Consider the following 21,538-nt stretch of genomic DNA (forward strand, 5'->3'; position numbering starts at 1 on the left):
GATATGATCGCCGTTGCAATTTTGCCCTGAAACAGGGCATCGTCTCTGTTCATGCACGCTGTTTGTGCACAGATTCAGGCGCCCTGCCAGCGGGTGAAGAGGTCTTCGGGCAGGTGGATATCAAACTGATCCAGCACGCGGTTCACTGTCTGATTAATCACGTCATCGAGCGAGGCCGGACGATGATAAAACGCCGGCACCGGCGGCATGATCACCGCGCCCAGTTCAGCGGCCTGGGTCATTAAACGCAGATGCCCCAGATGCAGCGGCGTTTCGCGCACGCAAAGCACCAGAGGACGACGCTCCTTCAGCACCACGTCCGCCGCACGCGTCACCAGCGTGTCGGTATAGCTGTTAACGATGCCGGAGAGGGTCTTAATTGAACAGGGCAATATCACCATGCCCGCGGTTTTAAACGAGCCGGAGGAGATGCTGGCAGCGATATCGCGGGCATCGTGTACGACATCCGCCAGCGCCTGGACATCGCGCAGGGAGAGATCGGTTTCGAGGGAGAGGGTCTGACGCGCCGCCTGGCTCATCACCAGATGGGTTTCGACTTCCGCCACGTCACGCAGCACCTGCAACAGACGCACGCCGTAGATCGCGCCACTGGCGCCGCTAAGCCCAACAATGAGTCGTTTCATGATTTTCGCCCTTACTGATTTCAGGGCAGACTGTGCAGGATTTTGCGGGGAGTTGCAAGTGAGGGCGAAGGCCCTCACTTGCCTGCACAATTAACCTTCGTTGTGCATCTCTAAGCTTTCGAGATCGTTTTGCAACTGGACGGCTTTCGCATCGTCGTTGCGCAGCGAATCGAGATAGTCCAGATACTGCTGATCAACATCTTTGGTGACGTAAACCCCGTTAAACACGGAACATTCAAACTGCTGAATATCCGGGTTCTCGGCGCGCACCGCGTCGATAAGATCGTTCAGATCCTGGAAAATCAGGCCATCGGCACCGATGATCTGGCGAATCTCGTCCACTTCACGGCCGTGGGCAATCAGCTCGTTCGCGGTAGGCATATCAATGCCATACACGTTCGGGAAGCGAATCTCTGGCGCCGCAGAGGCCAGATACACTTTCTTCGCACCGGCTTCACGCGCCATCTCGATAATCTGCTCTGAGGTGGTGCCACGTACAATGGAGTCATCCACCAGCAGCACGTTCTTGTCGCGGAACTCAGCACGGTTAGCGTTCAGTTTACGACGCACGGACTTACGGCGCAGCTGCTGACCCGGCATGATAAAGGTACGGCCAACGTAGCGGTTCTTCACGAAGCCCTGACGGTATGGCTTATCCAGAATGCGGGCGATTTCCAGCGCGATATCGCAGGACGTTTCCGGGATAGGAATGACCACGTCGATGTCCAGATCGTCCCACTCGCGGGCAATCTTCTCACCCAGCTTGGTTCCCATGTTCACGCGGGCGCTGTAGACGGAGATCTTATCGATAAACGAGTCCGGACGGGCGAAATACACGTATTCGAACAGGCACGGGTTGCTGACCGGGTTGTCTGCACACTGGCGGGTAAATAGCTGGCCCTTCTCAGTGATATAGACCGCTTCGCCAGGGGCTACATCACGCAGGAATTCGAAGCCCAGGGTGTCCAGCGCCACGCTTTCAGAGGCAACCATATATTCGGTACGGCCATCACCCAGGTCACGCTTACCAAGCACCAGCGGGCGGATACCGTTTGGATCGCGGAAGGCGACCATTCCGTGACCGATAATCATCGCCACGCAGGCGTAGGCACCGCGGATCTGGCGGTTTGTCGCAGCAACGGCGGCAAAGATATTGTCTGCTTCCAGCGGATAGTGGCGGAAGTTATCCAGCTCGCTCGCGAACACGTTGAGCAGGATTTCTGAATCAGAGGTGGTGTTAATGTGGCGACGTTTCTCTTCAAACAGCTTTTTACGCAGCTCATGCGCGTTGGTCAGGTTGCCGTTGTGAGCAAGCGTGATGCCATACGGTGAGTTGACGTAGAAAGGCTGTGCCTCAGAGGCGCTGGAACTGCCAGCAGTAGGATAACGAACGTGACCGATCCCCATATTACCTTGCAGACGCTGCATATGGCGGGCTTCAAACACATCGTTTACCAGGCCATTCGCCTTACGTAAACGGAAGCAGTTGTTTGCATCAATGGTGATGATACCCGCAGCATCCTGCCCACGGTGCTGAAGCACCGTTAACGCGTCATAAATCGACTGGTTTACCGGCATGAAACCGGCGATACCGACAATACCGCACATTCGTCTTTTCCTCGTTAAGCCACATCTCAGAGCGGGTTACGCTCTGGGCAAGAAACTCGACGAGCTTTGCAGATAGTCAAAGAACCACCTGATGATGAAGCTGAACTCTGGAATGAGCTGCGATTTCTGCCAGTCTTCGCTTTTGGAGAACCCGGTAAAGGTATCCAGGAAGAACAGTATCGCGGCCACAATCAGCACGCCTCGTAATGCCCCGAAACAGATCCCGAGCACCCTGTCCGTTCCTGACAGACCGGTTTTCTCGACCAGCTGACCTATCACGTAATTTACGATAGCGCCGACAATCAGCGTCGCGATAAACAGCACCGCGATGGCGATTCCATTTCGGACCAGTTCATCTTCAAAGCCCGTGAACCAGACAGACAGGTAAGTGTAGTAATGACTGGCAACAAAGAAAGCACAACCCCAAGTCACCAGCGATAACGCTTCACGAACAAAGCCACGGATCAGGCTAACCAGACAGGAAAAACCAATCACCGCAATGATGGCGTAATCAATCCAGACCATATGTGTCCCACGATTTAACGCCCTGTCATCCAGCTCGGGGCGAATTCTAACAGAAAAAGAAAACGTTTGCGTAGGGATTTCCTTCCCGCGCGTAAATAAAAAAGGCGCTGAAAAAATGTTCAACGCCGTTGGCTTATTACGTCTCTTTGGACGTCTGCCACTCCCCCTCACCCTCTCCCCTTTGAGAAGAGGGCCGGGGTGAGGGGAACCTTATCAATTGGCGCTGTAGTTCATCACCACACCGCTCAGGCCAGAGATCTGCTTCAGCTCACCGAGCGAGCCTTTGAGCTTATCCTTAGACGCTTCTGGCCCCACAAGGATACGGGTGATTTTACCCTGCACCGGCGTGGAAGGTGAAGTGTAAACGCGATAACCCGCACTGCGCAGCTTACCCACTACCTCATTGACCTTATCGGCATTTTTCAGCGCACCCAACTGTACAACGTAGGCTTTACCCGTCGGTGCAGCCTCTTGCTGGGCCGGTTTTGCCGCAGGCGGCGTCTCTGAAGCCGCGGCCAGCTGTTCTGCTGCTTTATCCCGCTGCGGTTTCGGCTGTGTTTTTTCCACCGGCTTCGGTTTTTCAACCGGCTTCGGCTGCTCTACCGGCACCGGATCGATTTCGATGTTGTTATTCGCCGCCAGACGAGACGGATCGAGGGACGGCGCGGCCGCATCCCCGGCACGCACTTCTTCAGCCGCCCCTTCCGGCGGCTGAGAAGGCAGCGCCTGGGTCGCCGCAGGCAGCATATCCGGTTCGTCGCGATCGCCCGGCTTCGGCACCAGCGGAATGGCTGCAAATTCATCCTGGTAATGCTTTTTCTGCCCGTCGAGCAGACCCGGGAGGATAATCACCCCGAGCGCGACCAGCACAATGGTTCCTGTTAAACGGTTCTGAAACTTACTCGCCACCGGTTCTCCCCGCGTCCATCACTTCCATGACATGTGCCACCGTGTGGAACGAACCACACACCAGCACGGTATCTTCTGGTTTAGCATCCGCCATCGCGGCTTGCCAAGCCTGAGCCACGCTATTGTAGATTGCGCCTTTGCCGAGATGTTCCAGCAACTGCTCAGCCGTCGCACCGCGCGGCCCCTCCAGAGGAGCACAATACCAGCTATCGACCACACTCTCCATGCAGGCCAGCGTACCGCCGATATCTTTATCATGAAGCATACCGATAACCGCCAGCACGCGCCCGGTTTTTGGTAACGATTTGAGACGCGCGGCGAGATACGCCGCAGCATGCGGGTTATGTGCGACATCCAGTATCAGCCGCGGAGCGTCGCTGACAATCTGAAAACGCCCTGGCAGAATCGCATTCTGAATACCGTCGCGGATGGCCTGTTCGCTCACCGCCAGCCCGCTTGCGCGCAGTGCCGCCAGGGCGGTGGCGGCATTAGGTTGCGGTACCTGCGGCAGGGGCAGATTTTCCAGCGTTCCCTGCGCATCGCGATAGCGCCAGCCGTTGTTCTGAACCTCATACTGCCAGTCCACACCCCGGCGCAGCAGGTGAGCGCCCTTCTCTTTCGCCACGTCGGCAATGGTGTGCGGCATATCCGGCTCGCCAACCACCGCGGGCTTATTCGTGCGGAAAATACCGGCCTTCTCACGGCCAATACTTTCGCGATCGGGGCCCAGCCAGTCGGTATGATCCAGGGCAATGCTGGTGACCACCGCCACATCGGCATCCACCATATTGGTGGCATCCAGACGCCCGCCGAGGCCCACTTCCAGAATCACCACGTCCAGTTGCGCCTGTTTAAACAGCCACAGTGCTGACAGGGTGCCGTATTCGAAATAGGTTAATGAGATCTCACCGCGCGCCGCTTCAATTTCCGCGAACGACGCGGTATGCGCAGACTCTGGCAGTTCGCTGTTTTGTACGCGAACCCGCTCGGTATAACGTACCAGGTGCGGAGAGCTGTAGACACCAACCTTGTAACCGGCAGCCATCAGGACAGCTTCCAGCGTACGGCAGGTGGTGCCTTTACCGTTGGTTCCGGCGACGGTAAAAACAAACGGCGCAGGTTTCAGCACATCGAGACGCGCAGCAACCTGGCTTACGCGTTCAAGCCCCATATCAATGGTTTTACTGTGCAGGTTTTCCAGATAAGAAAGCCACGTGGCCAAGGGCGACGTGGCTTGGGGAATGCTTTTATTTTCCATGATGCCCGGTTGTCATTAACAGTTTATAAAGCAAAAGGGCAGCGCCAACCGGCCCTGCCCTTTTCAGTTATCAGGCCTCGGGTTCCTGATCCGGTACTACCACACCTTCGCGCGGCTCATCCGGGTTCGGCGCCGGCAGATTCATCAGCTTCGCCAGGATGCTCGCCAGTTTCAGGCGCATTTCCGGGCGGCGGACGATCATGTCAATCGCGCCTTTCTCAATAAGGAACTCACTGCGCTGGAAGCCCGGCGGCAGTTTTTCACGTACGGTCTGCTCGATAACGCGAGGACCAGCAAAGCCGATCAGCGCTTTTGGCTCAGCGATGTTCAGATCGCCCAGCATCGCAAAGCTTGCAGAGACGCCACCCATGGTTGGGTCGGTCAGTACAGAGATGTACGGCAGACCGCGCTCCTGCATTTTAGCCAGCGCAGCAGAGGTTTTCGCCATCTGCATCAGGGACATCAGCGCTTCCTGCATACGTGCACCGCCAGAGGCGGAGAAGCAGATCAGCGGGCAGTTGTCTTCCAGCGCCTGCTCAACAGCACGCACAAAGCGCGCACCGACCACGGAACCCATTGAGCCACCCATGAAGGAGAACTCAAACGCGGCGGCCACTACCGGCATCTCGTGCAGGGTGCCTTTCATCACGACCAGCGCGTCTTTCTCGCCGGTCTCTTTCTGTGCAGAGGCCAGACGATCTTTATATTTTTTGGAATCACGGAACTTGAGCACATCTTTTGGCTCAAGCTCGCTACCCAGTTCTACCAGAGAACCTTCGTCCAGCAGGCTGTGCAGGCGATTACGCGCCGTCATGCGCATGTGGTGGTCACACTTCGGACACACCTCAAGATTGCGTTCCAGTTCTGCGCGATACAGAACCTGACCACAGCTATCACACTTCGTCCATACCCCTTCAGGAATGCTCGCTTTACGCGTTGGGGTAATGTTGCTTTTAATTCGTTCAATCCAGCTCATTGATAACCTTTCTGCCTGAACCTGGTCGTATGCCAGTTTTGCTGTAAGAGGCGAATAATGCCATTTTTGCCTCCAACAGACCATGAATGTTGCACATTAAAACATAACAGCCCGAAACTTTGGATAAAAAAGTGGTCGAACCGCCTGCGTGCATTTACTTCGCTTGCTTTGCTGCCGCGCGCTTGTGACGAATAATTTCGATAACACCCGGTAAAACAGAAAGCACAATAATCGCTACAATCAGTAACTTAAGGTTTTCCTGAACCACAGGGAGATCGCCAAACAGGTAGCCTGCATAGGTAAAGAGCAGCACCCACAGCAGCGCGCCAATGACGTTGTATGCCGCAAAATGACGATAGGACATGTGCCCCATTCCCGCCACAAATGGCGCAAATGTACGCACAATAGGCACAAAACGCGCAAGTATAATGGTTTTTCCACCGTGGCGCTCATAAAACGCGTGGGTTTTATCTAAATAGCTACGACGGAAAATTTTTGAGTCCGGATTGCTGAATAAGCGCTCACCGAAGACCCGTCCAATGGTGTAGTTGACCGCGTCACCGACAATTGCGGCGATCACCATCAGCACCACCATTATGTGCACATTCAAATCGTTGCCAGGCAGCGCAGATAACGCCCCCGCGACGAACAGCAGCGAATCCCCCGGCAGAAATGGCGTGACTACCAGACCGGTTTCACAGAACAGAATGAGGAACAGAATGGCATACACCCAGACGCCATACTGCGCGACCAGCTCCGCCAGGTGAACATCAATATGCAGAATGAAATCAATCAGAAAACGTATTACGTCCATATTGTCTAAGCCTTAATTGCACCTTTGTTTAGTCCGCCAGAAACAGCGGGCCCATTGGCGGTTTTGGCAGGTCAAACCGGTCCGGATAGTCCACCGAGACCAGATACAGCCCTTCCGCTTTCGCCGTTGCTGCCGCAAGCGTTCTGTCCTTCGCTGCCAGCAGTTCTGCAATCCAGCTCTCCGGCTGGTGTCCGGCGCCCACTTCCATCAGGCTGCCCACAATATTCCGCACCATATGATGTACAAAGGCATTGGCTTTGATATCCACCACCACATACGCGCCAAAACGGCTGACGTTTATGTGCATGACGTTACGCCACGGCGTGCGGGACTGACACTGCACCGCACGAAACGAGGTAAAGTCATTTTCACCAATCAGACACTGCGCCGCACGATGCATACGTTCTGCATCCAGCGGTTCATAAAAATGCGTCACGCCCTGGCTTAACACCGCCGGACGAAGACGCTGATTGTAGATGACATAGCGATAACGGCGCGCAGTGGCGCTGAAACGCGCATGAAAATCATCCGGCACAGCTTTCACCCAGCGCACCGCAATGTCACCAGGTAAATTCGCATTTACACCCAACGTCCAGGCAGCGTCCTTGCGCACGGCGGTGGTTTCAAAGTGAACCACCTGCCCCGTTCCGTGGACACCGGCGTCAGTGCGCCCTGCACACAGGACGTTAATCGGTTCGTTCGCCACCTGAGAGAGCGCTTTCTCCAGTTTTTCCTGGACACTGCGCACCTCATTTTGACGCTGCCAGCCATAATATTTACTGCCGTCGTACTCGATACCGAGGGCGACTTTATGAACCGGCTTTTGTTCCACGTCTGACATCAGTACAGATACTCCTGCACCAGTTTTTCAGCGATTTTGACCGCCATCAGCGCGCCGCCGAAGCGCACGTTATCGGCTACGGACCAGAACTGAACCTGCTCCGGCATACCGTAATCATTCCGTACGCAGCCCACCGAGAGGTGTGCGCTGCCGGTGGCATCGCCAACCTGCGTCGGGAATTCACTCTCTTCGGAGAGCACAATGTCTTCACCGCGGCCGAACGCATCACGCGCTTCTTCAGCGGCCAGCGGACGCAGGGCTTCGAAACCTACCATCTGCGCATGACCGTAAAAGACCGGCGACTGCACGACGTTTGCGGAGATCATCAGCCCCTCGTCCTGCAGAATTTTGCGCGCTTCGTCGACGATACGGCGCTCTTCACGCACGGAGCCTTCACGATCCGGCAGCAGCGGCAGCATATTGAATGCCAGCTGACGGCCGAAGAAATCGTCTTCGTCAATCGGGATGCCGTTCAGGAGCTTCGCACTCTGTCCGGCCAGCGCGTCGACGGCCTTTTTGCCTTGCGCAGAAGCGGAAAGCAGGCTGGTCACGGTGATACGCGACAGACCGCCATCGTCGATTAAAGGTTTAAGAGCGGTCAGCAGCTGGCTGGTCAGGCTATTGGGAACCGCAATGATATTGCGGTTACGGTAGTCGGCCAGGACAAACGGGTTCACGTCCGGCACCACCAGCGGGACATCCGGCTCCATCGAGAACAGGCCGCTCAGATCGATCACCAGACAGCCAGAATTCGTCGCGTCTTCAATGTACGACGCGGTGGCTTCAGCACCTGCCGCAAAAAAGGCCAGCTGCGCCTGCGTCCAGTCGAATTCGGCGGCATCCTGAACCATGACGGATTTGCCGCCAAAACGCAGATGCTCACCGGCGCTGTCAGTGCGCGCCAGTGCATAGATATCACCCACCGGGAACTGACGCTCAGCAAGGGTTTCGAGCAGGGCTTCACCCACGGCACCCGTGGCACCTAAAATGGCAATGTTCCAGCCTTCAGACATGGTGGTTTACTCCAGAAATAAAAAAGCGTCCCTGTCGGAGTATCCAACAGGGAGCGTTAAGAAGACATTAATGCGCCGGGTGATGAACGGCGTTAAAACCCAGTTTATGCAGCAGCGTTGCCGCCGCTGCGTCATCGCACATGACATACAGAGAAGACCATTCACGGCGCTCAACGTAATTCTTGCGCAGCTTGTCAAACTCCCCCGGGATCCCCGCCACTTTACGCAGCAGCGCATCATCGCGGCGCACATCATACACCAAATGAACCAGCCTTTTCAGCGTTGCCTGATCGAGCGGGCCATGCAGGGTAATGCGGCCAAATTCAGGCGCGGGGAGTAAGGTGTCCAGCGCCACCTGCTGCGGACGGCCAATAAAGGCGCTATAGGCCTCAAAGACCTGGGTGGTACCACGGGCCTTTCCTTCGAGTGTATAACCCGCAATATGCGCGGTTGCAACGTCGACCTTATTCAGCAGCGCAACGTTGAGATCGGGCTCCGGCTCCCAGACGTCCAGCACCACGCTGAGATCCTGCCCCTCTTCCAGACATTTCAGCAGCGCGGCGTTATCGACGACCGGGCCACGACAGGCATTTATCAGAATAGTGCCAGCCTTCAGACGACGGATCAGCGCCTCGTCAGCAAGATGGAGCGTCTTATAGGCCCCCTCTTTGAAGAGGGGCGTATGGAAGGTGATGACGTCACATGCTTCAACCAGCTCATCCAGGGGGCGGAAGTCGCCTTCATCACCGTTGTCTTTACGCGGCGGATCACACAGCAGGGTGCGAATGCCTAACGCCTCAAGGCGTTTTTGCAGGCGTCCTCCCACGTTGCCCACCCCGACAATGCCTACGGTGCGGTCTTTCAGCGCAAAACCGTCGCGCTCTGCCAGCATCAGCAGAGAAGAGAAAACGTATTCCACTACCGCAATGGCGTTACAGCCAGGCGCGGCGGAAAATCCGATCCCCGCCTGCGTAAGCCATTTGTCATCCACATGATCCGTCCCGGCCGTTGCGGTTCCGACGAATTTAATCGCTTTGCCGGAGAGCAACGCCTCATTTACTTTGGTCACCGAGCGCACCATCAGGGCATCGGCATCATCCAGCTCGTTTACCGGAATGGGTCGACCAGGGACAGCCTTAACATTACCAAGGCGGCTAAAGAGCTCGCGGGCGTAAGGCATATTTTCATCAACGAGGATTTTCACGTCTGAGTACCTGTTTGAGAGGAAGAAAACCTGCCAAGTGTGCCATAATCTGGCCGCCAGGCATATATGCATGCCGGGTTTACGCTGAGTTTTGACTTTAAGGATTTTTGACGATGCAGCCTATTTCAGGTACGCCACCACGCCCTCCGGGTGAAGGCCCTGTCACGCCAAACGTTGCAGGTGAACAACCGCTTTCCACGCAACAGCGCACCGTGCTGGAGCGCCTGATCACGCGCCTGATCGCGCTCACTTCACAGCAAAATGCGGAAGTCTGGGCCGGGGTAAAGCATGATTTAGGCGTCCGGAACGATGCACCGTTGCAGTCGCGCCACTTCCCTGCGGCCGAGCAAAATCTGAATCAGCGTATTACCACCGCACAGCAAAATCACACCACTCGCCAGATAGTTGCACAACTGACCGAGCTGTTGGGCCAGGGCAACAACCGTCAGGCAGTCAGTGATTTCATTCGCCAGCAGTTTGGCCAGACCGCCCTGAGCCAGCTAACGCCAGAGCAGCTGAAAACCGTGCTGACGCTGCTGCAAACCAATCAGCTGACCATCCCGCAACCGCAACAGCGTCCGTCAACCGAGCGTCCGCTGCTGCCTGCTGAACACAATACGTTGAATCAGATGGTGACCAGGCTGGCCGCCGCCACCGGCGAATCAACAAAGCTTATCTGGCAGTCGATGCTGGAGCTTTCCGGCGTGAAGGCGGGCGAGCTGATCCCGGCCAAACAGTTTACGCATCTGGTCACCTGGCTACAGGCTCGCCAGACGCTGAGCACCCAAAGTACCCCTACCCTGCATACGCTACAGGCGGCACTGAAGCAGCCGCTGGAGCCGCATGAATTTGAGGTGATTCGGGATTACGCCCAGCAGACCTGGCAGGCCACGCCGCAAACGGTACTGACCACCGCGCAGGTGCAAGATTTGCTGAATCAGATCTTTATTCGCCGCGCCGAGCGAGAAGGCGGCGTGCCGGAAGTCAGGGATATTCAACCGATCTATAGCCCGCTGTTTGCGCCGGTGGTGGAGACCTTCAGAACCCTCTCTGCGCGTCCGGGATTACTGTTTATTGCGTTACTGATTGCGCTGGCAATTTTCTGGCTGGTTGCCTGATGTTTTGCCCGGTGGCGCTGCGCTTACCGGGCCTACAACGACCCGAACCGTAGGCCGGGTAAGGCGAAGCCGCCATCCGGAGACAACGGCTCAAGACCTGCGAAACGCCACCAGCGTCACCACGATCCCAACAACGGCTGAAACCGCACCCGCCAGGAAGACAGAGGGATAACCAAACGACGTGGCCAGGAGCCCCGCCAGCGGTCCGGTGACACCGTATGAGATGTCCTGAAACGCCGCATAACCGCCCAACGCCGTACCGCGCACCTGTGGCGCGACGCGTTTTACCACCTCAACCCCCAGCGCCGGGAAGATCAGGGAACAGCCGCAGCCGGTCAGTGCCGCTCCGAGAAGGGCAACGGAGGCCACAGGGGCATACCACAGCAGCAGCAAACCGAGGGTCTCAATCACCAGCGACGCCACGGCCACCTTCACGCCACCAAAGCGATCCGGCATCCAGCCGAACAGCACGCGCATCAGGACAAACGCGCCACCAAAGGCGGTTAGCGTAAAGCCCGCCATCGCCCAGCCGCGGCTCATAAAGTACAGCGAAACGAATGTCCCAATCACCGCGAAGCCCACGCCCTGTAGCGCCAGCCCCAGCCCCGGCTGCCAGATTTGACCTATTACGCTCCACAGGGAAGGACGCTCACCTTTATGGGCAGGTACTTTGCGCACGGAGCCGTTAAATGCCCATGCCAGCAGCGGTAACAGCATGGTGGTGGCCGCCAGCGCGGCAAAACCGAACTGGCTGTGGATCAACAGCCCCAGCGGCGCACCTGCCGCGAGTGCGCCATAGATAGCCATACCGTTCCAGGACATCACTTTGCCCGAGCGCGCTGGGCCTACCAGCCCCATTCCCCAGGTCAGGGTGCCGGTCAGCAGCTGGCTTTCACCAAAGCCGAGAATCAAACGTCCCACCACCAGCAGGGCAAATTTATACGCCGCGTCGACCGGCAGAAGCGCGGCAAGCATCCACGCTGCGCCCGCCAGCCCGCAGGCAAACATGCCCTGCAGCGCTGAGCGTTTGGCACCGTGCTGGTCCGCCAGACGCCCGGCGTAGCCGCGGGTTAATACGGTAGCTAAAAACTGAATACCCACGGCGATGCCAACCAGGGTATTGCCGTAGCCCAGCTCCTGGTGAACAAACAGCGGGATAACAGGCAGCGGCAGGCCAACGGTCATGTAGGTCAGAAATACCGCAAAGGCGATACGGAAAAGGGAAAGGTTCCCGGAAGGGGTACTCTTCTCAGGGATAACGGCCTTCATGCGTAACTCCGTGTTCAGGCATAAAAAAAGGGAGCCTCGCGGCTCCCTTCTACTATACCTTCAAACGCTTACGCTTTCAGCTTGCGCATCACCAGCGTGGCGTTGGTGCCGCCAAAACCGAAGCTGTTGGACATCACGGTCGTCAGCTCACGTTCAGTGGTTTCGGTCACGATGTTCAGGCCCGCTGCCTGCTCGTCCATCTCTTCGATGTTGATGCTTGGCGCGATAAAGCCATTTTCCAGCATCAGCAGAGAGTAGATTGCTTCCTGCACGCCAGCTGCACCCAGAGAGTGACCGGTCATGGCTTTGGTCGCGGAGATTGCCGGGCTGTTGTCGCCGAAGACTTCACGGATCGCACCCAGTTCTTTCACATCGCCTACCGGCGTAGAAGTCCCGTGGGAGTTCAGGTAGTCGATTGGAGTATCAACGCCGTGCATCGCCATCTTCATGCAGCGCACCGCGCCTTCGCCGGATGGAGCAACCATGTCAGCGCCGTCAGACGTTGCACCATAGCCCACGATCTCAGCGTAGATGTGCGCGCCACGTGCCAGAGCGTGTTCCAGCTCTTCAACCACAACCATACCGCCGCCGCCTGCGATAACAAAACCGTCACGGTGCGCATCATAGGTACGGGATGCTTTAGCCGGGGTTTCATTGTATTTGGTAGACAGGGCACCCATCGCGTCGAATTCACAGGCCATTTCCCAGCCCAGCTCTTCGCCGCCGCCAGCAAATACGATGTCCTGTTTACCCAGTTGGATCTGCTCAACAGCATTACCGATGCAGTGTGCGGACGTCGCACATGCAGAGCTGATGGAGTAGTTCACACCATGAATTTTGAATGGGGTTGCCAGGCACGCGGAGACCGCAGAACCCATGGCTTTGGTTACCACGTACGGACCTACTGCTTTCAGACCACGCGGGCTACGCATGGCGTCAGCACCGAATACCTGCGCTTTGGATGAACCACCGGAACCGGCAATCAGACCCACGCGCGGGTTGTTCTGGTAAACCTCTTCGCTCAGGCCAGAATCTTTGATCGCTTCCTGCATGGAGAGATAAGCATAAATAGAGGCATCGTTCATGAAACGAACCACTTTACGGTCAATCAAACCGGTGGTGTCCAGTTTGACGTTACCCCATACGTGGCTACGCATACCTGAATCTTTAAACTCTTCAGAGAAAGTGATCCCGGAGCGTCCTTCACGCAGAGATGCCAGGACTTCCTGCTGGTTATTACCGATGCTGGAAACAATGCCCAGGCCAGTAATCACTGCACGTTTCATTCAATACCTCTGTAAGTCGCACTATAGTAAGTTTCGAGTCGCACAATAGCGTACACTTGTACGCCGAACAAGTCCGATCAGACATTTTCTGCGGAAATTTGCACCGATGGACTCACATCGTTAAGATCGTGCCACTGCCTGTCAGACGAGTAACTTACGTGAAACAAAACGCTATACAACCCGCCAACCTCGAATTCAACGCTGAGGGTACACCTGTTTCCCGAGATTTTGATGACGTCTATTTTTCTAATGATAACGGACTGGAAGAAACCCGCTATGTTTTCCTCGACGGAAATCAGCTCAGCGCTCGCTTTCCCGCCCATCCGCGCAGTCTGTTTGTCGTCGCAGAGAGCGGGTTCGGTACCGGGCTGAATTTTCTGACCCTCTGGCAGGCTTTCGACCAGTTTCACGCTGCCCATCCTGAGGCTACGCTACAAAGATTACATTTCATCAGTTTCGAAAAATTTCCGCTCACCGCGCACGACCTGCACCTGGCGCACCAGCGCTGGCCGGAGCTTGCCCCGTGGGCTGAACAGCTTCAGGCGCAGTGGCCGCCCGCCATCGGCGGTTGCCATCGTCTGCTGCTGGACGGTGGACGCGTCACGCTGGACTTATGGCTCGGCGATATAAACGAACTGACCGATAAGCTTGATGATTCGATGAACCAGAAGGTGGACGCGTGGTTCCTTGACGGGTTTGCGCCAGCCAAAAACCCGGAGATGTGGAGTCAGCATCTGTTTAGCGCCATGGCGCGTCTGGCGCGGCCTGGCGCAACGCTCGCGACCTTTACCTCGGCGGGGTTTGTCCGCCGCGGCTTACAGGAAGCAGGCTTTACGATGCGAAAAACCAAAGGGTTTGGCCGCAAGCGCGACATGCTGGTCGGGACGATGGAGCAGACGCTGGCGATCCCCGCCCGGGCGCCCTGGTTTGCACGCCGCGCCAGCGCCTCCCGTGAGGTGGCGATAATCGGCGGAGGGATTGCCAGCGCTCTGCTTTCGCTCGCGCTTTTACATCGCGGCTGGCAGGTGACGCTCTACTGTGCTGACCCGGCTCCGGCAAACGGCGCCTCCGGCAACCGTCAGGGAGCCCTTTATCCGCTTTTAAGCACGCACGACCCGGCGCTGTTCCAGTTTTTCCCCGCGGCCTTTACCTTCGCCCGTCGCGTATACGACACTCTTCCGGTGGCATTCGACCATGACTGGTGCGGCGTGACGCAGCTCGGCTGGGATGAAAAGAGCCAGCAAAAAATCGCGCAGATGCTGTCGCTGGGCCTGCCGGAAGAGATTGCCCGCGCGGTAAGTGCGCAAACGGTGACAGACACCACCGGCGTTGAGACGGGCTGCGGCGGTATTCAGTATCCGCTCGGCGGCTGGCTGTGCCCTGCCGAATTGACCACTGCGGCGATTACCCTGGCACAGTCACGCGGGCTGACGGTGCATTATGCTCATAAGGTTGCATCGCTTAGCCGTACAGCCCACTGGACCCTGCGCTTTGCCGATGGCAAAGAGGCCACGCATGCCAGCGTTGTGCTGGCAAACGGACATCACATCAGTCAGTTTGTCCAGACAGAGACATTGCCCGTTTATCCGGTTGGCGGCCAGGTGAGCCATATTCCGGCCGCGCCTGCACTGAGCCAACTACGCCAGGTGCTGTGCTATGACGGCTACCTGACGCCGCAAAATCCGTCTAACGCTCATCACTGCATTGGTGCCAGTTACCATCGCGGTGAAACAGACACGCATTACCGCGAGGAGGATCAGCAGCAGAACCGCCAGCGCCTGATTGACTGCTTCCCGGACGCGGCGTGGGCGAGAGAGGTTGACGTCAGCGGGGGCGAAGCGCGCTGCGGCGTACGCTGCGCCACCCGCGATCATCTGCCCATGGCGGGAAATGTACCGGACTATGAGGCAACGCTTGAGGCGTATCAGGATCTGGCTGAACACAAGGAGACGGCTGTGGTCTCACCGGTCTATCCGGAGCTGTTTATGCTGGGCGGGCTGGGCTCGCGCGGGTTGTGTTCTGCACCGCTGCTGGCTGAAGCGTTAGCGGCGCAAATGAGCGATGAGCCCATTCCGCTGGACAGCACCACGCTCGCAGGGCTGAATCCGAATCGTTTGTGGGTGCGGAAATTGCTGAAGGGGAAGCAGGTTAAGTAGGGTGCCCTCTCCCACCGGGAGAGGGAGGTGAAACGCTTACTTCGCTTTCGCCTGCTGGAACAGGTTGTCCCACATACCCAGCACCAGAGACTGGTCGCGGGGAGAAAGCTCGCCCGCCTGGATGGCTTTTTCCAGACTGCGGCTCACTTCATCATGAATGGCCTCGGCAGAGTGATCGTCCCCGGCTTCCAGCTCGGCAACGGCCAGCGTCAGGTGACCACGCAGATAACCGCTGGCGAACAGCTCATCATCACTGGCGTGTTCCACCATGTCATCAATTAACGCCAGAATGCGTGATTCAAATTCTGCGATCATCTTCTTTCCTCTGTTAAAGATCTTCCGGCCACGGGAAGCATTCCGCCGTGATCTCCGGCGTATGGTAATAATTCTGTAAAGCCTTGATCAGGCGTGCCGGGCGTTCCGGGATGCCTTTCTCAAGATACTCCATCACCTGCGCATGTACGCGGCGCTGGAAGAGAATACGGTCTGGCTCGAAATCCCCTTCGAGATTGTCACAGCTGACGTTGAACGGGAAACCCGCCGCCACGCAGAACAGCCACTCCAGCGCCTGCGGTTTGACTTCCACATCTTCAAACTGACCCTGCGTGGCCGCGTCACGTCCGTCCGGACAGTACCAGTAACCAAAGTCCACCAGCTCGCGACGCGCTTTTCCCGCAATGCACCAGTGTGAAATCTCATGCAGGCCACTGGCGTAAAAACCATGCGCAAACACGATGCGGTTATAGGGCACCTCTGCATCAGCAGGAAGATAGATCGGTTCGTCGTCGCCTTTAATCAGACGGGTATTAAAATCATCAGCAAAACAGCCGTCAAAAATCTCAATCAGCTGTTCATAGTTATGCGTACTGTTCATGCATTCATCCCCAGCCAGGTGAGGATCTCCGGTCCATGGCTGTCATAAAGAAGCTTGGCGCTCATCACCGCCGAGACGATGACGATCATCGGGCGAATCAGCTTCTGTCCTTTGCTTAATACCAGACGCGAGCCCGCGCGCGCGCCTAAAAACTGCCCCGCCATCATCACAAACCCGGTTGCCCAGATAACCTTGCCGCCGATGATAAACAGCAGCAGGCCGCCGACGTTCGAGGTGGCATTCAGCACTTTAGCGTGGGCGGTAGATTTGGCGAGGTTAAATCCGGCCAGCGTGACAAACGCCAGGGCATAGAACGACCCGGCGCCTGGGCCAAAGAAGCCATCGTAAAACCCGACGCAGCCGCCTGCGATAAGCGCGAACGGCAGACCATGCAGCCGACGCTGCCTGTCCTCTTCACCGAGCTTTGGCATCAGCAGAAAGTAGAGACCAATACAGATGACCAGCACCGGCAGGATCTGACGCAGAATGTCAGACTGTACGTGCTGAACCAACAGCGCACCGGAGGTTGAGCCGATGAAGGTCATCAGAATATTGAGCTTCTGATCGGCAAGATTAACCACCTTACGGCGAATAAAATAGAGCGACGCAGAAAGGGACCCGCCGCAGGCCTGAAGCTTGTTGGTGGCAAGCGCCTGAGCCGGGCTCATGCCCGCCGCCAGCAGCGCCGGAACGGTAAGCAATCCGCCACCGCCCGCGAGGGCATCGATAAAACCGGCCAGCATTGCCACAAAGAACAGCACCACCAGCAGCAGCGGTGACACCATAAACAGGTCGACGAAATTATCCATTAAAGTACATGCTCATCCAGTAGCGCCTGGCAGGAAGGCGGCAACGGAGGCGGTGTCTTCTTCTCAGGCTTAGAGGTTCCAGGTTTTGCCGGTTCAAACCAGCTTTGCAGTTCCGCACCGCAGCCATCGCCTGGCGGTGGTAGCGGCTGATCTTCACATTCCAGACTGTTTGCCGGGCAGCGCAGACGTACGTGCATATGCGCACGATGCTGGAACCACGGACGCACTTTGCGCAGCCAGTCGCGATCGGTTCCCTCATCCAGGCAGAGCTGCTGCTTGATGGCCGGGTTAACGAAGATCCGCGTGACCTCGTTGTCCTTCGCTGCCAGCTTAATCAGGCTGAAAACATCCGGGGTCCACAGCGACGGCACAACGCTTTTGCCGTCGCGCGCCACCAGATCCAGCGCCTGCGGCTTCAGCAGTTGGGCCGAGGACCAGCGCGTTTTAGGCAACTGCAGGAAAATATCCACATCCAGCCCGGTCTGGTGACTGGCGTGCCCACCGTTGAAACGACCGCCAGCAGGCATACCCATATCGCCAATCAGCATCGTACCCAGCCCCAGGTTATGCACCTGGTTGCCCAGACGCTGGATAAACAGCACCAGATCCGGGTGGCCGAAGTAACGACGCTGGTCGGTACGCATCACCTGATAAGTATCCGACTGCAGAGGAAGTTCCTGCGCACCAACGATACAGCCATTGGAGAACGCACCAATCGACTGCGCGCTTCCCGCCACCGGGTGAGTGATTTTTTGCCATGGCGTGGCGGCCAGACTGGCCCCACTGGCGAGTAGCGCCAGCAGAGCAATTGCGGTTTTTTTCATAGTTACCAGCGTGGAATGGTGGTCGTCACATCCGCATTCTGCGCACGCTGGCGCAGGAAGTGATCCATCAACACGATTGCCAGCATGGCTTCTGCGATTGGCACCGCGCGGATCCCGACACACGGATCGTGACGTCCTTTGGTGATCATCTCAACTTCTTCACCAGAGCGGTTAATCGTGTGGCCCGGCACGGTAATACTGGACGTTGGCTTCAGCGCGATATTGGCAATAATCTGCTGCCCGCTGCTGATGCCGCCGAGAATGCCACCCGCATGATTGCTCTGGAAGCCCTCTTTTGTAATTTCGTCACGGTTCTGGCTGCCGCGAAGCTGAACCACGTCAAAACCGTCGCCAATTTCGACGCCCTTCACCGCATTGATGCTCATCAGCGCGTGGGCAATGTCCGCGTCCAGACGGTCAAATACAGGCTCACCCCAGCCTGGCGGTACGCCGTCAGCCACCACGGTCACTTTTGCACCGATAGAGTCGCCCTCTTTTTTCAGGCCACGCATCAGCTCGTCCAGCGCCTCCAGCTTCTCGACATCAGCACAGAAGAACGGGTTTTGTTCAACCTGCTCCCAGTCTTTAATGGCCAGCGGAATGTCACCCATCTGGGTCAGGCAACCGCGGATCACGATGCCAAATTTCTGCTGCAGGTATTTCTTGGCAATTGCCCCTGCGGCGACGCGCATCGCAGTTTCACGCGCGGAGGAGCGTCCACCGCCGCGATAGTCGCGAAAACCGTACTTTTGTTCGTAGGTGTAGTCAGCGTGGCCTGGACGGAACACATCCTTGATGGCACCGTAGTCCTGAGAACGTTGGTCGGTGTTTTCAATCAGCAGACCAATACTGGTCCCGGTGGTGCGGCCTTCAAAAACACCTGAGAGAATTTTGACCTGGTCCGACTCGCGACGCTGCGTGGTGTAGCGAGAGGTGCCCGGACGACGACGGTCAAGGTCGTGCTGTAAATCGGCTTCGGTGAGTTCGATGCCTGGCGGTACGCCGTCAACGATACAGCCCAGTGCCAGCCCGTGCGACTCACCAAAGGTGGTCACGCGGAATATTTGTCCAATACTGTTTCCTGCCATCACGGCTCCGATGTCGTTATTTGTGTGTGAGCGTTGTGAAACGGGCCGAAGCCCGCTGGATTAATCTTTGTAGATGCTGAAATGTTCGCGCGCGTCGAGCAGCTGCGCTTTGGTCAGCATAAAGACGCCGTCACCGCCGTTGTCGAACTCAAGCCAGGTGAACGGCACATCCGGGTACTGCTCTATCAGATGTACCATGCTGTTGCCCACTTCACAAATCAGAACGCCGTCGTCGGTCAGATAATCCGGTGCGCAGGCCAGAATGCGGCGGGTCAGCTTCAGGCCGTCAGAACCCGATGCCAGGCCCAATTCTGGCTCGTGACGATATTCGTTCGGCAGATCGGACATATCTTCCGCATCCACGTACGGCGGGTTGGTTACGATCAGATCGTACTGCAGCGTCGGCAGGTCACGGAACAGATCAGAGCGGATAGGCGTAACATGGTGGATCAGCCCGTGTTCTTCAATGTTGTGCTCGGTTACCGCCAGTGCGTCGGTGGAGATGTCCACCGCGTCCACTTCCGCTTCCGGGAAGGCATAAGCGCAGGCAATGGCAATGCAGCCGCTGCCGGTACACATATCCAGAATGTGCTGTGGTTGACGGTTAATCAGCCCTTCGAAGTGGTTGTTGATCAGCTCACCAATCGGCGAGCGCGGCACCAGCACGCGTTCATCAACATAGAATTCGTGACCGCAGAACCAGGCTTTGTTGGTCAGATAGGCTACCGGAATACGCTCGTTCACGCGGCGGATCACACGCTCAACGATGCGGTGCTTTTCGCTGGAGGTCAGACGCGCGGTGCGCATGTCTTCCGGAATATCGAGCGGCAGGTAGAGAGAAGGCAGCACCAGTTGAACAGCTTCATCCCACGGGTTATCCGTGCCGTGTCCGTACCAGATATTGGCGGCGCTGAAGCGGCTAACCGACCAGCGCAACATGTCCTGTATGGTATGCAGCTCGTTTACTGCTTCATCGACAAAAATTTTATCCACTCTTTCCTCCAGGGCATGCTCGCATAATTTTCGGCGGCTAGTTTGCCATGAAGACGGCGATAAATCAGCAATGACGCATACCGCTTGAGGTTAAAAAATGCGTTTAGTCGGGTACACTATCGGAAATACGAGATGAGAAAGACGAATGAAAAAGAAAACATCGCTCAGCGAGGAGGATCAGGCGCTCTTCCGTCAGCTCATGACCGGGACGCGTCAAATCAAGCAGGACACGATTGTCCACCGGCCGATGCGCAAAAAAGTCAGCGAAGTACCGGTCAAAAGGCTATTGCAGGAGCAGGCGGATAATAGCCACTATTTTTCCGATGAGTTTCAGCCGCTGCTTAACACGCAGGGTGCGGTCAAGTACGTTCGCGAAGATGTCAGCCACTTTGAGCTGAAAAAATTACGCCGGGGAGATTATTCACCCGAGCTGTTTCTCGATTTGCATGGTTTGACGCAGATGCAGGCGAAACAGGAGCTGGGGGCGTTGATTGCCGCCTGTCGCCGCGAACATGTGTTTTGTGCCTGCGTGATGCACGGCCACGGTAAACATGTTCTTAAGCAACAAACGCCGCTGTGGCTGGCTCAGCATCCACACGTGATGGCGTTTCATCAGGCACCTAAAGAGTACGGCGGAGATGCCGCCTTGCTGGTGTTGATTGAAGTTGAAGAGTGGCAACCGCCAGAACTGCCCTGAGAACATGGCGGGAGGCATAGTGGCTCCCGCCTTATCGCACGTCACCTCAGATTGCTTTCGCCATCCGGAGATTGCATGGACTCATTTGCCAGTTGAAGACCCCTTTGCCGGTTTCGTCGAGGGTGACGTTGGCAATGGCGGAGGTTGTAAACATCGGTGGCGTCTCGCCCGGGCACAGTTCAGATACCAGATAGCCAACCAGTGGCAGGTGGGAAATGACCAGTGCAGAAGCGACACCTTCATTGCACAGCGCCTGCAGGTAGGCACTGACAAGGCCGACATCACCACACGGCGTGAGTTCAGGGAGAACATCCACGCTGGTCGGCAGGTTCATACACTCCCCTACCACATCCAGCGTCTGTTCAGCACGCAGGAACGGACTAACCAGAACGCGTTCAATGTCCACTTTTTGACCTTTAAGCCAGTTCGCCATCTGACGAGATTCGTCGCAGCCGCAGACGGTTAAAGGACGTACTGAGTCACTGGCGGCATCGAGTGCCGCGTCGCCGTGACGCATGATAAAAACTTGCATATTGCACCGCTTTTGTTAACCAGAATCACCGGCGTTAACTACCCGCGATTAATGCTTGAGGTAGAAAACCCGATGGCCGGGCATTGTGCCTGATCCATTC

General features: G+C 56.8%; 22 protein-coding genes. 3 read left to right on the forward strand and 19 right to left on the reverse strand.

From position 1 onward, the window contains the following. Positions 1-74: 74 nt before the first annotated feature. The 10 genes from HX884_RS08510 to pdxB form a co-directional block, all read right to left on the reverse strand. Positions 75-644 carry a UbiX family flavin prenyltransferase gene (locus HX884_RS08510; protein WP_013098133.1) on the reverse strand — a complete coding sequence of 190 codons (570 nt, stop codon included), beginning with the start codon at positions 642-644 and terminating at the stop codon, positions 75-77. A 90-nt stretch (positions 645-734) separates the two neighbouring features. Then, on the reverse strand, positions 735-2,252 hold the full coding sequence (gene purF / locus HX884_RS08515; RefSeq protein ID WP_014832786.1) for an amidophosphoribosyltransferase: 1,518 nt from the start codon (positions 2,250-2,252) through the stop codon (positions 735-737). A 36-nt stretch (positions 2,253-2,288) separates the two neighbouring features. Then, entirely contained in the window at positions 2,289-2,777 is a 489-nt protein-coding gene (cvpA, locus tag HX884_RS08520) for a colicin V production protein (protein WP_000262116.1), read from the reverse strand. Between the two features lie 213 nt (positions 2,778-2,990). Then, positions 2,991-3,686, reverse strand: coding sequence for a cell division protein DedD (dedD, locus tag HX884_RS08525; protein ID WP_178327979.1), 696 nt, complete (start codon positions 3,684-3,686; stop codon positions 2,991-2,993). Continuing rightward, entirely contained in the window at positions 3,676-4,944 is a 1,269-nt protein-coding gene (gene folC / locus HX884_RS08530) for a bifunctional tetrahydrofolate synthase/dihydrofolate synthase (protein ID WP_013098137.1), read from the reverse strand. Before folC ends, dedD begins: the two co-directional genes overlap by 11 nt. A gap of 70 nt (positions 4,945-5,014) precedes the next feature. Beyond that, positions 5,015-5,920: an acetyl-CoA carboxylase, carboxyltransferase subunit beta gene (gene accD, locus HX884_RS08535; RefSeq protein ID WP_013098138.1), complete on the reverse strand. Its 906-nt coding sequence runs from the start codon at positions 5,918-5,920 to the stop codon at positions 5,015-5,017. 154 nt (positions 5,921-6,074) lie between these two features. Then, positions 6,075-6,734, reverse strand: a complete 660-nt coding sequence (locus HX884_RS08540) for a DedA family protein (RefSeq protein ID WP_013098139.1) — start codon at positions 6,732-6,734, stop codon at positions 6,075-6,077. Between the two features lie 28 nt (positions 6,735-6,762). Next, the gene (gene truA, locus HX884_RS08545) at positions 6,763-7,575 is read right to left on the reverse strand and encodes a tRNA pseudouridine(38-40) synthase TruA (protein WP_013098140.1); all 813 of its coding nucleotides are present in this window, start codon (positions 7,573-7,575) and stop codon (positions 6,763-6,765) included. Next, positions 7,575-8,588: an aspartate-semialdehyde dehydrogenase gene (locus HX884_RS08550; RefSeq protein WP_013098141.1), complete on the reverse strand. Its 1,014-nt coding sequence runs from the start codon at positions 8,586-8,588 to the stop codon at positions 7,575-7,577. The genes truA and HX884_RS08550 overlap by 1 nt, the downstream gene beginning before the upstream one ends. A 67-nt stretch (positions 8,589-8,655) precedes the next feature. Beyond that, complete coding sequence (pdxB, locus tag HX884_RS08555) at positions 8,656-9,792, reverse strand: 4-phosphoerythronate dehydrogenase PdxB (protein WP_020690620.1); 1,137 nt, start codon at positions 9,790-9,792, stop codon at positions 8,656-8,658. Between the two features lie 113 nt (positions 9,793-9,905). Here pdxB and flk point away from each other — a divergent pair, with 113 nt between their 5' ends. After that, positions 9,906-10,910 (forward strand): flagella biosynthesis regulator Flk, encoded by a 1,005-nt coding sequence (gene flk, locus HX884_RS08560; RefSeq protein ID WP_178327980.1) that lies wholly within the window; start codon positions 9,906-9,908, stop codon positions 10,908-10,910. Positions 10,911-11,000: 90 nt separating this feature from the next. Here the strand turns inward: flk and HX884_RS08565 are convergent, their stop codons facing one another. Together HX884_RS08565 and fabB are read right to left on the reverse strand one after the other, a co-directional pair. Further along, positions 11,001-12,179, reverse strand: coding sequence for an MFS transporter (locus HX884_RS08565; RefSeq protein ID WP_178327981.1), 1,179 nt, complete (start codon positions 12,177-12,179; stop codon positions 11,001-11,003). A gap of 68 nt (positions 12,180-12,247) precedes the next feature. Then, on the reverse strand, positions 12,248-13,465 hold the full coding sequence (gene fabB, locus HX884_RS08570) for a beta-ketoacyl-ACP synthase I (RefSeq protein ID WP_013098145.1): 1,218 nt from the start codon (positions 13,463-13,465) through the stop codon (positions 12,248-12,250). Positions 13,466-13,623: 158 nt separating this feature from the next. On the opposite strand from fabB, the gene mnmC reads away from it, so the two are divergent. After that, a complete protein-coding gene (mnmC, locus tag HX884_RS08575; protein ID WP_178327982.1) occupies positions 13,624-15,621 on the forward strand; it encodes a bifunctional tRNA (5-methylaminomethyl-2-thiouridine)(34)-methyltransferase MnmD/FAD-dependent 5-carboxymethylaminomethyl-2-thiouridine(34) oxidoreductase MnmC in 1,998 nt (665 codons plus the stop codon). 36 nt (positions 15,622-15,657) lie between these two features. Here the strand turns inward: mnmC and HX884_RS08580 are convergent, their stop codons facing one another. Genes HX884_RS08580 through prmB form a run of 6 tightly spaced genes read right to left on the reverse strand, consistent with a single transcriptional unit; the run spans position 15,658 to position 20,209 of the window. After that, a complete protein-coding gene (locus tag HX884_RS08580; RefSeq protein ID WP_013098147.1) occupies positions 15,658-15,936 on the reverse strand; it encodes a YfcL family protein in 279 nt (92 codons plus the stop codon). A gap of 13 nt (positions 15,937-15,949) precedes the next feature. Further along, the gene (locus HX884_RS08585; RefSeq protein ID WP_013098148.1) at positions 15,950-16,495 is read right to left on the reverse strand and encodes an elongation factor P hydroxylase; all 546 of its coding nucleotides are present in this window, start codon (positions 16,493-16,495) and stop codon (positions 15,950-15,952) included. Then, positions 16,492-17,304 (reverse strand): sulfite exporter TauE/SafE family protein, encoded by an 813-nt coding sequence (locus tag HX884_RS08590; protein WP_057071653.1) that lies wholly within the window; start codon positions 17,302-17,304, stop codon positions 16,492-16,494. Before HX884_RS08590 ends, HX884_RS08585 begins: the two co-directional genes overlap by 4 nt. After that, positions 17,304-18,128, reverse strand: a complete 825-nt coding sequence (gene mepA, locus HX884_RS08595; protein WP_058662062.1) for a penicillin-insensitive murein endopeptidase — start codon at positions 18,126-18,128, stop codon at positions 17,304-17,306. The genes HX884_RS08590 and mepA overlap by 1 nt, the downstream gene beginning before the upstream one ends. Positions 18,129-18,130: 2 nt before the next feature. Continuing rightward, entirely contained in the window at positions 18,131-19,216 is a 1,086-nt protein-coding gene (aroC, locus tag HX884_RS08600; protein WP_178327983.1) for a chorismate synthase, read from the reverse strand. A gap of 60 nt (positions 19,217-19,276) precedes the next feature. After that, a complete protein-coding gene (prmB, locus tag HX884_RS08605) occupies positions 19,277-20,209 on the reverse strand; it encodes a 50S ribosomal protein L3 N(5)-glutamine methyltransferase (protein WP_013098152.1) in 933 nt (310 codons plus the stop codon). Between the two features lie 145 nt (positions 20,210-20,354). Here prmB and smrB point away from each other — a divergent pair, with 145 nt between their 5' ends. Continuing rightward, a complete protein-coding gene (gene smrB, locus HX884_RS08610) occupies positions 20,355-20,906 on the forward strand; it encodes an endonuclease SmrB (protein WP_013098153.1) in 552 nt (183 codons plus the stop codon). 46 nt (positions 20,907-20,952) lie between these two features. Here the strand turns inward: smrB and sixA are convergent, their stop codons facing one another. Further along, the gene (gene sixA / locus HX884_RS08615) at positions 20,953-21,438 is read right to left on the reverse strand and encodes a phosphohistidine phosphatase SixA (RefSeq protein ID WP_014832802.1); all 486 of its coding nucleotides are present in this window, start codon (positions 21,436-21,438) and stop codon (positions 20,953-20,955) included. Positions 21,439-21,538 lie beyond the last annotated feature (100 nt).

Source organism: Enterobacter sp. SECR19-1250 (assembly GCF_013391025.1).
In the GTDB taxonomy this organism is placed as follows: Bacteria; Pseudomonadota; Gammaproteobacteria; order Enterobacterales; family Enterobacteriaceae; genus Enterobacter; species Enterobacter cloacae.

What these genes read in the sequence shown, in the direction of transcription:
- HX884_RS08510 (WP_013098133.1), bottom strand. Translation starts at nt 644, where the DNA reads ATGAAACGACTCATTGTTGGGCTTAGCGGCGCCAGTGGCGCGATCTAC.
- purF (WP_014832786.1), bottom strand. Translation starts at nt 2,252, where the DNA reads ATGTGCGGTATTGTCGGTATCGCCGGTTTCATGCCGGTAAACCAGTCG.
- cvpA (WP_000262116.1), bottom strand. Translation starts at nt 2,777, where the DNA reads ATGGTCTGGATTGATTACGCCATCATTGCGGTGATTGGTTTTTCCTGT.
- folC (WP_013098137.1), bottom strand. Translation starts at nt 4,944, where the DNA reads ATGGAAAATAAAAGCATTCCCCAAGCCACGTCGCCCTTGGCCACGTGG.
- accD (WP_013098138.1), bottom strand. Translation starts at nt 5,920, where the DNA reads ATGAGCTGGATTGAACGAATTAAAAGCAACATTACCCCAACGCGTAAA.
- HX884_RS08540 (WP_013098139.1), bottom strand. Translation starts at nt 6,734, where the DNA reads ATGGACGTAATACGTTTTCTGATTGATTTCATTCTGCATATTGATGTT.
- truA (WP_013098140.1), bottom strand. Translation starts at nt 7,575, where the DNA reads ATGTCAGACGTGGAACAAAAGCCGGTTCATAAAGTCGCCCTCGGTATC.
- HX884_RS08550 (WP_013098141.1), bottom strand. Translation starts at nt 8,588, where the DNA reads ATGTCTGAAGGCTGGAACATTGCCATTTTAGGTGCCACGGGTGCCGTG.
- flk (WP_178327980.1), top strand. Translation starts at nt 9,906, where the DNA reads ATGCAGCCTATTTCAGGTACGCCACCACGCCCTCCGGGTGAAGGCCCT.
- HX884_RS08565 (WP_178327981.1), bottom strand. Translation starts at nt 12,179, where the DNA reads ATGAAGGCCGTTATCCCTGAGAAGAGTACCCCTTCCGGGAACCTTTCC.
- fabB (WP_013098145.1), bottom strand. Translation starts at nt 13,465, where the DNA reads ATGAAACGTGCAGTGATTACTGGCCTGGGCATTGTTTCCAGCATCGGT.
- HX884_RS08580 (WP_013098147.1), bottom strand. Translation starts at nt 15,936, where the DNA reads ATGATCGCAGAATTTGAATCACGCATTCTGGCGTTAATTGATGACATG.
- HX884_RS08585 (WP_013098148.1), bottom strand. Translation starts at nt 16,495, where the DNA reads ATGAACAGTACGCATAACTATGAACAGCTGATTGAGATTTTTGACGGC.
- HX884_RS08590 (WP_057071653.1), bottom strand. Translation starts at nt 17,304, where the DNA reads ATGGATAATTTCGTCGACCTGTTTATGGTGTCACCGCTGCTGCTGGTG.
- mepA (WP_058662062.1), bottom strand. Translation starts at nt 18,128, where the DNA reads ATGAAAAAAACCGCAATTGCTCTGCTGGCGCTACTCGCCAGTGGGGCC.
- aroC (WP_178327983.1), bottom strand. Translation starts at nt 19,216, where the DNA reads ATGGCAGGAAACAGTATTGGACAAATATTCCGCGTGACCACCTTTGGT.
- smrB (WP_013098153.1), top strand. Translation starts at nt 20,355, where the DNA reads ATGAAAAAGAAAACATCGCTCAGCGAGGAGGATCAGGCGCTCTTCCGT.
- sixA (WP_014832802.1), bottom strand. Translation starts at nt 21,438, where the DNA reads ATGCAAGTTTTTATCATGCGTCACGGCGACGCGGCACTCGATGCCGCC.